We start from the raw sequence: 14740 nt of genomic DNA, 5'->3' as shown, positions 1-14740 counted from the left end.
CCGCAACATGCGGGGCACACATAATATTACGCGCGATGCCTAAAAATGGATCGCGCCGTATGGGCTATCAAATCCCGAAGAAAATGGGGTGGATCTGCCCTCTCCTTGCGCTGAAACAACAGTCGCAACCGCCATAGGATAGACCCGAAAACGAGCGATAATGTGGCAAGGGCAGCATAACCGCGCCCATGCACTTTGGTGAAATAGTAAAGACGGCTGTCAAACCAGTAGCTTGGCATCCTTGCCCAGGTTTTCATTCCGGTCGAGACCGACCCGATATGCATGACGGTACTCGTGCGCACGAAATCAGAAGGGTATCCGGCGGCGGCAGCACGGTGGGACAGTTCCGTTTCCTCAAAATAAAGGAAAAAGGTTTCGTCAAACAGGCCGACCTCATCCAGCACAGACTGGCGCATCATCAAGCTGGCGCCAACAAGCCAATCAACGCGCGTTGTCGTCTCGGGGATCGGCTGCGCCACAATATAGCGGTGCAAAAGGCGGGATACCGGACCAAAACGGACAGAGCTCTCAAACTCCCCCGCGATGGACGGGAAACGAAAGGCGGCGCGATGCGGAGTGCCATCTTCACCATGCACATAGCTGCCGGTAAAACCGGTCTTCGGGTTGTCTTCCAAATGGTTGTAAAGCGCCCGGATCGCCCCGACGGACGGAAAAGCGTCAGAGTTGAGGATATAGACATAATCGGGGCGGTCACCACCGGGCAAGCCCGCACGGATCCCCACATTATTCCCCGCCCCAAAACCGCCGTTGTGACCCGACTGGATCACCCGCACAGGGATCTCACCCTTGTCCCAACCACGCTCGGCCACAGCCGCAGACAGCTTTTCGTAAGAGCCGTCCCCGCTGTCATTATCCACGATCGTTAAAGCACCGGGAATGCCTTTCATCTCGCGCAATGCGACTTCTGCCGCGCTCAGCGTCATATCGGCAGTGCGCCAATTAAGGATGACCGTTAAAAGAGTTTTCATTCGTTACTCCGACGCAGATTCATCTGCGGTCTCTGAATTTGCAATCACCTTGCGCAAGGCAGCGGCCATCACGCGGACATTCGGTTCCAGCACCATGCTGTCATGGTCGCCCGGCACCTCGATAACTTCCAATGCGGGCGCAAAGCGGGTGAGGTCGTTATCGGGATAGACGTACTCTTTGGCACGGCTGACCCATTGGCCGTTGCTAACCGCCCAATGCCGGTCAAGCGGCGGACGGAACAGCACGGTACGCCCCTTGCGCAGCAGCAAAGGGAATTGCGGCAGGGCGGTACGGAAAGCAGCCTCAATCGCAACATTATGAAAGGTCCCTTCGGCATCGGCGTCAGGGGCGTTATGCTTGCTCCGCTCCCATTCCCAACGAGAGCGCGCCCAATCGATCACATAGTCGGGGCCATGCTTTCGTAGCTCCGCCAGTTTGATATAGGCCTTGTCGATGCTGGACAGGCTGGGCCGCAACGGCAAAGGTGTGTCGAGCAAGACTAGGAGGGCGACCTTTTCCCCCTGCGCCTCAAGCTGCCGCGCCATATCCCAAGCGGTCAAACCACCGCCCGAGAAGCCGCCCAGAAAGTACGGCCCATGCGGTTGAACTTGACGCAGCTCGGCGATGCAATCCGCCGCTGCCTCTTGGATCGTGTTATGGGGCGGCGCATCGCCATAAAGGCCGCGCGCCTGAAGACCGTAGAACGGACGTTCAGCGCCGATCAGCTGCGCAAGATGGCGCAGGTTCAACACGTTGCCGAACATGCCCGCCACAAGGAACAGCGGCGCCTTTGACCCGCCATTCCCTTCATGCATCGTGACCACATGGGTAAAGCGACGCTTGGGTTCCTCTGCCTGCTCGGGGCTATCCTGCGGGCCGATACGCTCCTCAATCAAGGCGGCGCAGGCGGCGATTGTAGGGGCCTCAAACAACACGGAAATCGGGAAGTCCACGCGGTAGGCTTTGCGCACCATCGCGAAAAGGCGCACCGCAATCAGGGAATGGCCACCAAGGGCGAAAAAGTCATCCTCCACCCCGACCTGATCAACGCCAAGCAAGTCCTGCCAAAAGCCGGTGAGGGTACGTTCCACATCGTTTCGGGGGGCCACGTAATCGCTGTTCAAATCCGGCCGCGCAAAGCTTTGGCCCTTGGGGGTACTTGGCTCCACCTGCTGCGCCTGTGCGACCAGCTTGGGCAACTCCATCGAGGAAACGATAACTTGCGGCACATTCAGCGACAGGGCGCGACCGAACGCCTCGGCGCCAAGCTGCGACGGGATACCCTGCGACAGGTTATGCGCAAACCGTTCCTCTGCCGCAGAGCGTTGCCGTTTGGGCGCGTCGTCAAATGTCAGATCGCGCGGATCGGGCGCGGCAAAGGACAGCCCCCCGTCCATGCGGCGGATGGTGAAGCCTTCGATTTCAACGATCACATTGCCCAACGGATCCGCCAGCGTAACATCGAATACCGCAGTCGGATCATTGACGTGGTTCGCCGCCCCAGCACGCACCCATGACACAATCTGTGCAGGTAAGCGGTCGTAAACCCTGACCTTACGATAAGACACCGGAACCCAAAGGTGATCAGGCCGGTAGCCGCCAATCAGCCCCATCGCCCAGCCGGTCGCCAGATCCATCAGCGCCGGATGCAGATGCCACGGCCCTGCCTCCGCCATGTATTCAGGCGGTAAGCTAAGGCAGGCAAGGCCTTCGCCACGTCCGTAAACCTGCGCATCCAGCACATGCCAACGCGCCCCAAAGATCAGATGTGCCTCTTGCGGTGAACGCAGCGGGCCTGTCTGCAATTCTCCGCAGCGCTCGATGATGGCGGCTGGGTCAATGACGGGTGCGTTCTGCGCCAGTGGTAACAATCGTGCCTGCGCATTCAACTGCCAGCCTTTGCGCCCGCCAGAGTCCACGGCAGAACGCAGCGCAAACTCATACCCTTCATCGGTCTGGGCCAATGTCGCGCGAATATCCGGCACGTCGAGCGGGCGGAAGAAATAGAGATCGCGCACCTCAAACCTCGGCTGGCCTTGGTAGGCCATCGCCTCTGCCGCCATCTCCAAATAGCCGGTGCCGGGCACCAACGCATGGCCGTCTTTAGTGCGGTGGCCATCCAAAATCCAGCGATCCAGCCCCAGATGGGCGGTAAACTGGCGATGGCCGACCGCGTCAAAGCCCGCCGCATCCAGCATTTGCGCCTCTATCGGTTCTTGTGGTGCCGAGGCAGGACCGGCAAGCGCATTGGCCGCCATGCCGACATCTGCCCATATGCCCCAATTCAGCGCGGTCACTTGGGTCTTGCCGCCTTTGCGCGCCTGCGCATAAGCGTTGAGATATTCATTGGCGGCCACATAATCCACCTGCCCCAAAGGCCCGGTAACGGTAGAGGTCGAGGAGAACAGCACAAGCCGCGCGATGGACCCGTCAGGGAATATATCTTCCAACACTTTGGTTCCATGCAGTTTTGGCGCGAATACACCTTCAACCCCCGCAGGCGACTTGCCCAAAAGCGGGCCGTCATCAATCACGCCCGCCGCATGGATGACCGTATGAATGGGGCCAAATCTTTCTGTGATCCGTCCTACCGCAGTTCGCATTTCCTGCGTATTGGTCACATCAGCCGCAAAAACCGCAACATCACCCAGCGCCTGAAGCCGCTGTATGGCCATGATGCGCTGCGCGGTGGGGTCAGTTGGGCCGAGCTTGGCCAGATAGACCGGCCATTGGTCAACATCGGGCAGCGCGTGGCGGGAAATCAGGGCAATCTTTGCACCGTGTTCGGTGATCAGCTTTTCCGCAAGCGTCAGGCTGATACCGCCCAAACCGCCCGTAAACAAAACCGGCGCGCCGATGGGCATATCAAAACCGGCATCCGGCAAGGCGGCGGGTTTGATGGACTTCTCCAACCGTTTCGCACCTCGCAGGGCGGCCACCGTATTGGCGGGTGCTGCAAAAAGCTCCTCTTGCACTTGGGGCAAGAGTGCCGCAAAATCTGCTTTGCCCCGTCGCGGAATCGCGGGCAGCACCAGATCACAGGTGGAACAGGTAACGCCTGACACCTCGCGCGGGATGATCATTGCAGGCCCTGCAACCATCGCCTTTTCGGGATAGGCAAGCCCCTCAGCACGAACCTGCGCGGCCCCATTGGTAAAGACCGTTATATGCGGCGGCTCGGCAAGGTTTTCCTCGGCCAATGCCTGCCCCAAGAACATCAACGCATAAAAGCCTTGCTCCACATTGCGGTGAAAAAAGCTGGAACCGGGACGGAAGGTCTCTTGCGCCGTGACCAGCCAGAAATGCGCGATACGGGTTGGTGTGCGCCCCTCAGAGATCAGATCCCGCAGCATTGTCGCATAGCCGTCGCGGCCCTGTTCCGGCGCAAGGCGGTAGCCACCCTTGCCATCAGGGCCAAAAGCATCCCCTGTCCGCACCGGAATGACGCTATGACCGGCCGCAATCAGCGGGGCAAAGGCCGCTTCGGCCAAGCCACCCGCATCCATAAACACCAGCCACGTTTGGGGCGGCTGGTCCTCAAACCCCGCCTCGACATCAAAATCGGTATCCACAGCACGGGGACGCCAATGCGGCTGCCAGCCCCAGTCGGCCACATCATCAAGGCGCATCGGCAGATCCGGGGCGGCGGCGGCCTCTGTCCCCGGTTCGATGAAATATTGATTGCGCTGAAAGGCGTAGGTGGGCAGCGGCACACGGTGGCGCGACGCATCCCCCCAGACCTGCGACCAATCCACATCCACCCCACAGGCCCAAAGCCGCCCGATGGTGGCGAGATGCCATTGATCATCCGGCATGACTTGTTCGGGGTGGCGCAATGCAGGGACAACCTGCGCGGCAGAAACCCCGTTCGCTTGCGCCAGTGACGACATTGAGCGCCCCGGACCCATCTCCATAAAGACGCGGTCAGGGGCTTTGAGCGTCTCCATACAGGCGGCAAAATTCACCGTATTACGCAGATGGGCCACCCAATAGTCGGGGCTTGTGGCTTGTGCAGCCGTCAACGCCTGCCCGGTCGTATTGGAGATAATCGGCAGCTGTGGCGCATGGAGCGGTATCGACCGCAGATAATCACCAAATCGCGCCAGAACCGGCTCCAGCATGCGCGAATGGGCGGCGATATCAATTGCGACCCGCTGGCATTCCACCTCTTGGTCGGCAAGCCTTCCCGCAAGCGCGTCAAGGGACGCGTCAGGGCCGGACACCACGCACAGCCCCGGGGCGTTAACACTTGCCACATCCAGATCGGCGGTCATCAGGGGACGGATCTCTGCCTCATTCAGCGGGATGGACAGCATACCGCCCTTGGGAATGGTATCGAACAAGGTGCCGCGCAGATGCACCAAGCCGATGCAATCCTCAAAGCTAAGAACACCCGCAAGACAAGCCGCCGTGTTTTCGCCCATCGAATGGCCGACCAAAGCGGCAGGCTCCACCCCCCAAGACTGGTAGAGTTTCGCCAAGGCGTATTCGGTAATCATAATCAAAGGCAACTGGATAGAGGGCCGCTTTAGCGCCTCATTTGCCGCCGCCTCTGTGCCCGGCTCCGCAAGCCAGAGGGTGCGGATGAGGTGATCGATTTCCGACGGCAAAACCGAAAGGCCACGGTCCATCCAATCGGCAAATTCAGGCTCTGTCTGGTAAAGATCGCGCGCCATGCCCGCGAATTGCGCGCCGCCACCGGGGAACATAAAGACGACGTCAGGTGCATCCAGCGCGGCATGGCTCCAGATCCGGCGGGGATCAGCGTTTTCTAGCAGGTCGGCGGCGGCATCATGGGTCTCGGCGACGATCACACGGCGATGCTCAAAAGCGCGGCGGCCTTGTTTCAGGGTCCACGCCACATCGGCAAGCGGTTGTTCAGGATGCGCGCGCAGATGGGCGGCGAGGGCCTTGGCCTGCCCGTCCAGCGCGGCTTTGGATTTGGCGGAGATCGCAAGCAGTTGGAACGGCCAATCACTGGGGTCTGACGGGGCGCGGGGCGGGGCCTCTTGCAAGATTACATGCGCATTGGTGCCGCCAACACCCAAGGCATTGACGCCCGCACGGCGCGGCCCTTTGCGACGTGACCAATCGGTCAGCCTATCGTTGACGCGGAAGGGCGAGGCATCAAAATCAATCGACGGATTTGGTGCGGTAAAGTTCAGGCTTGGCGGGATTTTACCGTGATGCAGCGCGAGGCTGGTCTTGATCAGGCTGGCCACACCCGCCGCCGTATCCAGATGGCCGATATTGGTTTTCACCGAACCTATGCGGCAAAATCCGGTCTCATCCGTGGTTTGTGCAAAGGCTTCGGTCAGGGCGGCAACCTCAATCGGGTCACCAAGGAAGGTGCCGGTGCCGTGACATTCAACATAGTCGATGGTATCGGCCGTCACACCCGCAACGGCTTGGGCATCGGCGATCACACGTGCCTGCCCGTCAACTGATGGGGCCAGATAGCCGGCCTTTGCCGCGCCGTCGTTATTGACAGCAGAACCCTTAATGATGGCCCAGATATGATCGCCATCACGCACAGCATCCACCGCACGGCGCAGCACAACCACCCCGGCACCGGACCCAAATACCGTGCCCTGAGCAGAGGCATCAAACGCATGGCAATGCCCGTCAGGCGACAGGATCTCACCCTCATTAAAGACATAGCCCTGCCCTTGCGGCAGCACGACGGTAACCCCACCAGCCAGCGCCATATCACATTCACCGACCAACAGGGATTCAACCGCGTAATGCACCGCCACAAGGGAGGTGGAACACGCGGTCTGAATATTGATGCTCGGGCCTTTGAGGTCGAAAATATGGCTGACGCGTGTGGTCAGAAAATCCTTGTCGTTGCCAGTGTGTCGCAACAGGAACATGCCGGTATTCTCGACCAAGTCGGGGTTCGTACACAGGTTGAAATAAAAATAGCTGCCCATGCCGCAGCCACCATAAACACCGATATTGCCCGGAAAATTTTCTGGCGGGTGGCCGGCATGTTCCAACGCCTCCCATGAAACCTCTAGAAACTGGCGGTGCTGGGGGTCAAGGATGGCGGCCTCTTTCGGAGAGAAGCCAAAAAACTCTGCGTCGAACCGGTCGAAACCTTCCAGCGGGGCGGCGGCAGGAACATAGTTGCGGTGGCGCATACGGGCGGGGCTTTCGCCTGCCGCAAGCAACTCCTCTTGTGTCAGGTGACGAACGCTTTCAACGCCTGCCGCAAGGTTGGACCAATATTGCGCAACGGACTCTGCTCCCGGAAAATGTGCTGCCATTCCGACAATCGCAATGTCATTTCCACCAGGCTCTACGTTATTTACTGCCATTGCCATGTTAAGATTCCCAGGCCCTTTCAAGCGTCACTCATTACGGTGCCACTACATGTGGCTCCCTGAACATCAATCGATCCAGCACGTTAAAATATCGCAAAGAAACATGCTTTAATTGGCGCAGGCATGTCGCAAAATGATCATCCACCCAATGAAGACAACGCTGCAGGAATACCGCGTTCCTACCTCTTTACAAGCCCCAAGCCCGCCCCTGCCGACGGGTCATCCCAAATTTTCTGGACCCCATTCCCGCGACAAGGAACCGACCGAAAGCAAATGCTCGCAGTAGTTGTTTTTCAGGTCGAATCAGTAAGTCCGGAACTGTAATATTCAGATCATCGTGCGCGGGCCCGCGCCATTGGCCAGCTTTGCCAGCCACCGCGCACGCGTGTCGATCCGGCGCTGGACGGCCAGATCCTCGGCATAGCCCAACAACGCCCCGGCCATCAGCCATGTGAAGGGAATAAGCGTGGCATTGGGCAGCAAATCCACCAGATTGGCCGCATAGATCAACGCGATCCCACAAGCAAAAGGCGAGAACGCAGCAGAGCGGAGCAAAAGCCCCTCGCGCCCCAAAAAGACCAGCGGCATGACAAGCAAACCAAACTCCGCGATGTAGCCAAGCCAACCATAGGTCCCCAGCACGATGATCCACTGACCGTCCGGGATTGTCTGGATAAGCCCGGTGATGGGGTCAAGGATCAGGTTACGACCATAGCCCCCCCAGCCAAAAATGGGCTTCTCCATTGCACGGGCCAGAAGCCGTTCTTCATTCACCACACGGAAATTCAGGGATTGATGGCGGTCGGGGCTGATCGAGTAGGCGTAGTCCAGAATCGCATCCAGCGGTATCAGCTGTGCGCCGCGCAACAGCGGATAGGTGATAACGATCAACCCAAGAAAACCGGCCAGCATAACTTGCCACCGGCGTCCCAATATCAAAATCACCGGAATGAGGCCCAGCGCAAAGACCAGAGGCCCGGCACTGCGGCACATCACCAGAACAAGGAACAGATAAAGGAAGGTCATCAACTGTTTGGGCCGATCCTCAGCCGTGCCCGTGCGCAGGACAAGCAGGGCAGAGATCGTGGCCATAAGCGCGAAAAACGCCACCCAAAGACCATGCGGCATGAAAACCATCGGACGAAAGCCGCCGCCGCGCATACTTTGCGAAAAGTCATGCTGGAAGAACCCGTAGACCCACACGTTGATCTGCGGCGACAAGCGGGCCTCTATCAGCATCGGCACCGAATAGATCAGCCCCGCAAACACCAAGGCCAGAACCACTGTCCGCATCGCCTCGGCCGTGCGCAACAGGGTGCGTGCCAGAAAAAACGGGATCAGCGCAATGAACTGATAACTGATGGTTGAGGCGGAGTCGTATAGCCGCAAAGCCGGCACATCGCCCGCCTCGATCGGGATCGAGTCCGGATTGGTCAGCGATGTCGCAATCGGGCTAATGATATAAAAGATAATGAGCAGCCGTCCGACCAAGCTGGACGGTAGGAAATCAACCTTTTCACGCAGCACCCAAAGGGTTAATGCAAGCGCGCAGAGATTAGAAATAGTAAACTTGTCCATATCCGGTACCGCCGGCAGATTGAAATTCGCCAGTGGTGGCAACAACATATAAGCTGCCAAAATGGACCATATCAGCGCTTTCTCACGCGGCAGGCGCAAAAACAGGACGGTCGCAAGAACCGGCCAAAGCATTAGCATTAAATAAGCAAGACCGTTGGGCATCGTCTAATAGTATTTCCTTGTTGACCTTCTGCAAACGCATTGGCAAATCAGATTAACACAGCTAAAACGCCCGAACTATCGTACACTGGGTCTGACTGTATAATATGTGGTAAATCGTTATAGTTTTCGGTGGCAATAGGGAAGAAACTCTCATTAAAAGTCGTTGGAAAGTCGATGTTTAGAATAATAAGTGGTCGCGATGAACCAATTTATGCCATAAAAGAAACAAAGTGTTGCGTAAAGGTGTAACTCGGCGCTAATTGCATTAACTTTTCGCCGCTTAAAATGGTTTTCGAGGACAAAATGCAGTTTGCTTTCAATACGACAAAAATCGTGGTGACGCATAAAGATGCCGCCGCCACGATAGAAGAGGTGGAAACTCGGTTAATTGACGGGCGCGGGTTTGCCTTGGCCACGATCAATCTTGACCACCTCACAAAACTGCGCAGCAACCCCGAATTCCTTAAGGCCTATGCCAAACAAGATATCGTCGTGACCGACGGGAATCCGCTTGTCTGGCTGTCCCATCTTGCGCACAAACCTGTATGCTTGGTGCCGGGTGCCGATCTGGTCATACCCTTGGTGGAAACAGCAGCCCGCACGAATCGGCCCGTGGTATTGCTTGGCAGCACCGATGCCGCGTTGACCGGTGCTGCGCGCCATTTGACCAAACTTGTACCGAACGTGAAATTTGCGCGCTGCATCGCACCGATTCACGGCTTTGACCCTACCGGAGAAGCGGCCCGCGCGATCCTGGAAGAGGTCCGTCAAGTTGGGCCCTGCCTTTGTCTTGTGGCTTTGGGCGCGCCCAAACAGGAAATCCTGTCGGCCTTGGGGCGCGATCTGGCCCCCCAAGCGGGCTTTGCCTGCATTGGCGCAGGCGTGGATTTTCTGGCCGGTGATCAGGTCCGCGCACCGCAATGGGTCCGAAAGATGGCGCTGGAATGGGCATGGCGGATGATGCAAAATCCAAAGCGACTGGTCCCACGCTATGCCGCTTGTGCGGCGATTTTGCCAGGCCAGTGCATTGAGGCCATCAAACAGCGCTAACTACTTGTACTCGATCAACCGCGCGCGTTTCTGCCGCGAACGGCCCCACCAATATCCCAAAACGCCCTGCGCCTCTGGCAACTTGCCAAGCACTGAAAAGAACGCAGGCACGGCCCCCATACGCGGGGCCAAACGCAACATTTGCAGCGGCCAAAGCAGCAGCAGCGCAAAGCCCAAAGGATGCACAGCCCCAAGAATAAGCGCCAAAAGGGGCACAGCCAGCCCCCAAAACAACGCGCGCCGGGTCTCTGCCACCCAATGACGTTCGGGGGCGGCGCCATGCAGGGCCGCACCTTCCGCAAAGGCATGACCCGCGCGGCGGCTGCGTTGCCACCATTGCCCCAGTCGCGTCATCGCGGCGTCATGCAAGGTCATCTCGGCATCAATCCGCCAGATCTGCACGCCGGTCCGGCCAAGGCGCAAACACAGCTCCGGCTCCTCTCCGGCGATCAAGGTTTCGCGGTAGCCGTCAACACCCCGCAAATCCGCCACCCGCATCAAGGCATCGCCGCCACAGGCCAGCGCCTGACCGATCGGCGTGTCCCATTCCGTATCGCACAGCCCGTTGTAAACAGACGCCTCGGGAAAGCGTTCCCGCCTGCGACCACAGACCACTGCCGCCTGCGGATTGGCCTGCATAAAGGCCAATGCTGTGGCCACCCAATCAGGCTGCACCTCACAATCGCCATCAACAAATTGCACATAATCGCCACCCACAAGCGCAAGCCCTGCATTGCGCGCCCGTGCGGCGGTAAAGGGCAGGCCCATATCAAGCTGCACCACCGTGGCGCCCATCCCCTCGGCCATCGCGGCACTGCCATCGACCGAGCCGGAATCGACATAAATCACCTGCCCGACCTGTGGCAAAAGCGACGCGATACAGGCCCGCAACCGCTCCCCTTCATTGCGGCCAATCACCACGGCATCAACGCGCGACGGGGCCGCAAGCTTCGGATCTACTATCGCCACTGGGCACATTCCTTCGTACAGATTTCAGCGCGATCATAAGCCCTGAAACCGGCCTTGACCACGCCTTCCTGCACCGATCAAACCATGCTGATACACTTCCATTTTTAATATTTGTCTGCTAGATAGATAGGGCTGGGCGGGGGCCCGGAAAATTCTGCCAACAGCGTGCCGGCAACGGCGCAAAAACGGCAGCAGAAGCCGGAAGCTTGCCTGCTGCTTTTGCGGGGGCGCCAATCTAACACCGCCCGTATCGAAGATCCGATACTTCGGGCAGCAGGAGCCTGATTTTATATGACCAACCGCGATATAGTGTTGTCATCATCCTTGCGCCCGACAGATCTAGGGTCATCGTCACATGATGACGAGAGCTTCCGCAAGCTTGCAAAAGAAACAAAACGTCCGCGCAGCGTCGGGGTTTCGGTTTTTCGCCATGCTGCCCCGCAGTTTGCGGCACCGTCAAACTCCATCTCCAACGGCGGGGAATGGGACAGGTTTTTGCACCCTGAACCTACCCCTGACCGCGTTTGGGAATCGCTTAGCCCGACTCCTTTGGATGCAGCAAAACTGCTTGAAAAAGGTCTGTTTATAAACGCGCAACAATCATCGGTTGCAACCTCTTTTGATATACTACGCACGCGTGTTCTGCATGCGATGCAACAGAACGGCTGGCGGCGGCTGGCCATCACCTCTCCGACCCATGGATGTGGCAAAAGCTTCGTCGCCACGAACCTTGCGCTCAGCCTTGCACGCTGCCCTTCCAGCCGGACTGCCCTGCTAGATCTGGCGCTGCGCCAACCCGGTTTGGGCGCATTGCTGGGCCTGCCCGACGTCGCCACGATCCGCGGCTATTTGAACGGGGAGCAGCCGCTGGAAAGCCACTTCCACCGTTTCGGCCGGACCTTGGCGCTTGGCCTGAACGGAACCGCAATGCAGGATGCCGCCGAAGTGCTGCATGAGCCCGCAACAGCGGCAGTGCTTTCGACAATGGTCCGCCAACTGGACCCGGATATGGTCGTCATTGATGCCCCGCCGGTGCTTGGCTCGGATGATTTTCTGGCACTTTTGCCGCATGTCGATGCCGCATTGCTGATCATTGACGGCACTAAAACCACAGCGTCCGAGGTCCGCACATGCGAGCGTTTGCTGGCGGCGCAATGTCCTTTGATTGGCGTGATGATGAACCGCGCCCAAGACCTTAGTCTTCGCCGCCCCCGTTTTGGACGCAGGTAACTCAGATGGGAAAAATTCAGAGCTTCGACGAACTCTTCGGCATGCTGATCCGCCGCCGCTTGATGATCGCTTTGATCGCATTGGTAGGCATTATTGCGACCGTTCTGCAACTCAGCACCAAAGCGCCGGTGTTCGAAAGCACCGCCGTCATTCAGGTGCAAACGCCCACGATCACCGCACCCACCGCATCCGGCGCGGCCGCGCCACATGAAAATTCCGGCCAAAGGTTGCAAGCGATCCAACAACAGCTGACCACCCGCGAGAACATGCAGGCGGTGATCGCACGGCATAATCTTTATTCCGGCCTTCCGCTGACGAGCGACCAAAAAGTGCATATCCTGCGCCAATCGCTCCGCTTCCAAACTGTCGCGAGTGCTGCTGCGGCCTCTTTCGGGCAACCGGCCGAGGTTTCGGCCCTGCTGATCAGCGCACAGGCCAACACCCGCGCCGAGGCCACGAATGTGGCAAATGATTTCGCACAAGGCGTTCTGGTCGCCGGTGCCGAAGATCAAAAGGCCCGCGCGCTCGAGGCGCAAACCTTTTTCCAACAAGAACAGCGCAACCTGAAGGAACTGATCATGGCCAAAGAGGCCGAGATTGCGCAGTTCCAATCCGAACACCTCAGTGCATTGCCCACGCAGCGGGCTATCTTACAAATTGAACTCACGGGATTGGAGACAGAGTTACGCTCTCTCAATCAAACGCTGGTTGGCCTGCGCAATGAACGTGGCGCGATTGAGCGTAAGACGAACCTGCGCGCCACGGACAAACGCCAGGTCGCCACGCTCAGCGCACAAATCGAGACCATATCGGCGCAAAGCGATGCCTTGCAAACGCGGCGCTCGGAAATCGTCGATATCCTGTCGCAAGCGCAAGTGATCGACCGCACATTGGCAGAGTTCGACCGTGATCTGGACCAGCTCCAAGCGCAATATGAGGTTGCCACCCGCCGCAGCGCCGATGCCGAAACCGCCGCAAAATTGCAAAATGGTGATCAGGGAGAGACCTTTACACTGTTGGAGGCCGCGATCGAACCGGATTATCCGATCAGCGGCGGCAAGCGGAAATTGGTGCTGGTGGGGGCATTCGCAAGCCTGATCATCGGCCTGATTGTGGCTTTTGTATTGGAACATTTACGACCCGTATTGCGCACCCAACGCCAGCTGGAACGGGAGCTTGATCTGCGCCCCATCATTGCCATCCCCGAGTTGCGCAAGTCCGATTTGACGTTGAAACAACAGCGCACATAATCAACTTTCGGGCGGTACGACAGCCCTACGCCAGAACAAGAAAAGCCCCGCGCCGAAAACCGGTGCGGGGCTTTTTCATACACAATCGAGGCGTAGCTCAGAAGCCGGTGCCTTTAGCAACAACACCGATCGTTTCCGTCAGAACTTTCAGGTCTGTGGCCAAAGAGACCTCGGCATCATATGCCTCGTCATACCCAACCCGCGCTTCAAACGTGGTATCATTGCGACCGCGCGTTTGCCAGTATCCGGTGATGCCGGGCCGCAAGCGGTAGTAGGCTTGGCCAGGGTAAAGCGCTTGCTGGTTAAGCATCATCGGGCGCGGGCCAACAAGGCTCATCTCGCCACGAATTACATTCCAAAGCTGGGGCAGCTCATCCAGCGATGACCGGCGCAAGAACAAACCGAAAGGTGTGATCCGTGGATCTTGCTTCAGCTTTTGCGTGGTTTCCCATTCGATACGCGCCTGCGGGTTTGCAGAAAGATAATCGGCCATCCGCTCATCCGCATCGCTAACCATGCTGCGCAATTTCCACAAACGAAAGTGCCGCCCGTCGAGCCCGACGCGTTGCTGGGTGTAAAACGCCCGACCGCCATCGCGCCGGACAGCCAGCGCCAATCCGGCAATCAGCGGCAGAATAATCGGAGCAGCAACAACGACAGCTGCGGTATCGAACACCCGCTTGAACAAACCACGATAAATCCCACGCCGCGAAGGGCGTTGCGGGATGGCCGTAGGTGCAGCAGCACGCGCAGGATACTCGATCCCACCGACTTCTGCGGCGATCATATCGGAAGGAGTCATTTTCATTGTTACGATCCAGATTTCAATTTGGCAGGACAGGCAAAATCAACGTCAACACCCCTCGCCATGAAGCCACACGCAGCATCACCACGTCGTGCAATCGCAGCACTGATAGAAAAACACAAACAAATCATTATACGTACCCGGCAGTTACGCCCCCATTTACATTTTTACTCAAAGTGACCGGGTTTGGCGAGGGCTATGTCACGTTCTCGGCGCATTTAAGTCAAATTTACCACGATATTTTATCCATATTCACCCGAACGCACAGGAAATTTACGAACAATGCATCCTGTAATTGTTTTAGCCGGGAAAATTAACCAAATTAAGAAAGTGAGTCGCGGGATTCGCCTATTGCGGCCCAAGACCGTGAATCTGGCGAC

The 14740-nt window shown here is 58.0% G+C and carries 8 protein-coding genes; 3 read left to right on the top strand and 5 right to left on the bottom strand.

Annotation, left to right across the window (positions count from 1 at the left end; genetic code table 11):
* Window positions 1–26: 26 nt before the first annotated feature.
* From EOK75_RS10510 to EOK75_RS10500, 3 genes are all read right to left on the bottom strand, one after another.
* Window positions 27–989, bottom strand: coding sequence for a glycosyltransferase (locus EOK75_RS10510; protein WP_137193907.1), 963 nt, complete (start codon window positions 987–989; stop codon window positions 27–29).
* Between the two features lie 3 nt (window positions 990–992).
* On the bottom strand, window positions 993–7310 hold the full coding sequence (locus EOK75_RS10505; protein WP_137194370.1) for a type I polyketide synthase: 6318 nt from the start codon (window positions 7308–7310) through the stop codon (window positions 993–995).
* Window positions 7311–7643: 333 nt separating this feature from the next.
* Complete coding sequence (locus EOK75_RS10500) at window positions 7644–9056, bottom strand: hypothetical protein (RefSeq protein WP_137193906.1); 1413 nt, start codon at window positions 9054–9056, stop codon at window positions 7644–7646.
* 303 nt (window positions 9057–9359) lie between these two features.
* Here EOK75_RS10500 and EOK75_RS10495 point away from each other — a divergent pair, with 303 nt between their 5' ends.
* Window positions 9360–10106 (top strand): WecB/TagA/CpsF family glycosyltransferase, encoded by a 747-nt coding sequence (locus tag EOK75_RS10495; RefSeq protein WP_137193905.1) that lies wholly within the window; start codon window positions 9360–9362, stop codon window positions 10104–10106.
* On the opposite strand, the gene EOK75_RS10490 is transcribed toward EOK75_RS10495, so the two are convergent.
* On the bottom strand, window positions 10107–11084 hold the full coding sequence (locus EOK75_RS10490; protein WP_137193904.1) for a glycosyltransferase family 2 protein: 978 nt from the start codon (window positions 11082–11084) through the stop codon (window positions 10107–10109). It abuts the gene before it with no gap.
* Between the two features lie 282 nt (window positions 11085–11366).
* Here EOK75_RS10490 and EOK75_RS10485 point away from each other — a divergent pair, with 282 nt between their 5' ends.
* Both EOK75_RS10485 and EOK75_RS10480 read left to right on the top strand, forming a co-directional pair.
* Complete coding sequence (locus tag EOK75_RS10485; RefSeq protein WP_137193903.1) at window positions 11367–12305, top strand: CpsD/CapB family tyrosine-protein kinase; 939 nt, start codon at window positions 11367–11369, stop codon at window positions 12303–12305.
* A gap of 5 nt (window positions 12306–12310) precedes the next feature.
* Window positions 12311–13555, top strand: coding sequence for a Wzz/FepE/Etk N-terminal domain-containing protein (locus EOK75_RS10480; RefSeq protein ID WP_137193902.1), 1245 nt, complete (start codon window positions 12311–12313; stop codon window positions 13553–13555).
* A 97-nt stretch (window positions 13556–13652) separates the two neighbouring features.
* Here the strand turns inward: EOK75_RS10480 and EOK75_RS10475 are convergent, their stop codons facing one another.
* The gene (locus tag EOK75_RS10475) at window positions 13653–14363 is read right to left on the bottom strand and encodes a sugar transferase (protein WP_240793959.1); all 711 of its coding nucleotides are present in this window, start codon (window positions 14361–14363) and stop codon (window positions 13653–13655) included.
* Between the last annotated feature and the right edge of the window lie 377 nt (window positions 14364–14740).

It is taken from the genome of Pseudorhodobacter turbinis (assembly GCF_005234135.1).
In the GTDB taxonomy this organism is placed as follows: Bacteria; Pseudomonadota; Alphaproteobacteria; order Rhodobacterales; family Rhodobacteraceae; genus Pseudorhodobacter; species Pseudorhodobacter turbinis.
This window is presented reverse-complemented; position numbering and strand designations above follow the sequence as displayed.

What these genes read in the sequence shown, in the direction of transcription:
- EOK75_RS10500 (WP_137193906.1), bottom strand. Translation starts at nt 9,056, where the DNA reads ATGCCCAACGGTCTTGCTTATTTAATGCTAATGCTTTGGCCGGTTCTT.
- EOK75_RS10480 (WP_137193902.1), top strand. Translation starts at nt 12,311, where the DNA reads ATGGGAAAAATTCAGAGCTTCGACGAACTCTTCGGCATGCTGATCCGC.
- EOK75_RS10510 (WP_137193907.1), bottom strand. Translation starts at nt 989, where the DNA reads ATGAAAACTCTTTTAACGGTCATCCTTAATTGGCGCACTGCCGATATG.
- EOK75_RS10475 (WP_240793959.1), bottom strand. Translation starts at nt 14,363, where the DNA reads ATGAAAATGACTCCTTCCGATATGATCGCCGCAGAAGTCGGTGGGATC.
- EOK75_RS10505 (WP_137194370.1), bottom strand. Translation starts at nt 7,310, where the DNA reads ATGGCAGTAAATAACGTAGAGCCTGGTGGAAATGACATTGCGATTGTC.
- EOK75_RS10495 (WP_137193905.1), top strand. Translation starts at nt 9,360, where the DNA reads ATGCAGTTTGCTTTCAATACGACAAAAATCGTGGTGACGCATAAAGAT.
- EOK75_RS10490 (WP_137193904.1), bottom strand. Translation starts at nt 11,084, where the DNA reads ATGTGCCCAGTGGCGATAGTAGATCCGAAGCTTGCGGCCCCGTCGCGC.
- EOK75_RS10485 (WP_137193903.1), top strand. Translation starts at nt 11,367, where the DNA reads ATGACCAACCGCGATATAGTGTTGTCATCATCCTTGCGCCCGACAGAT.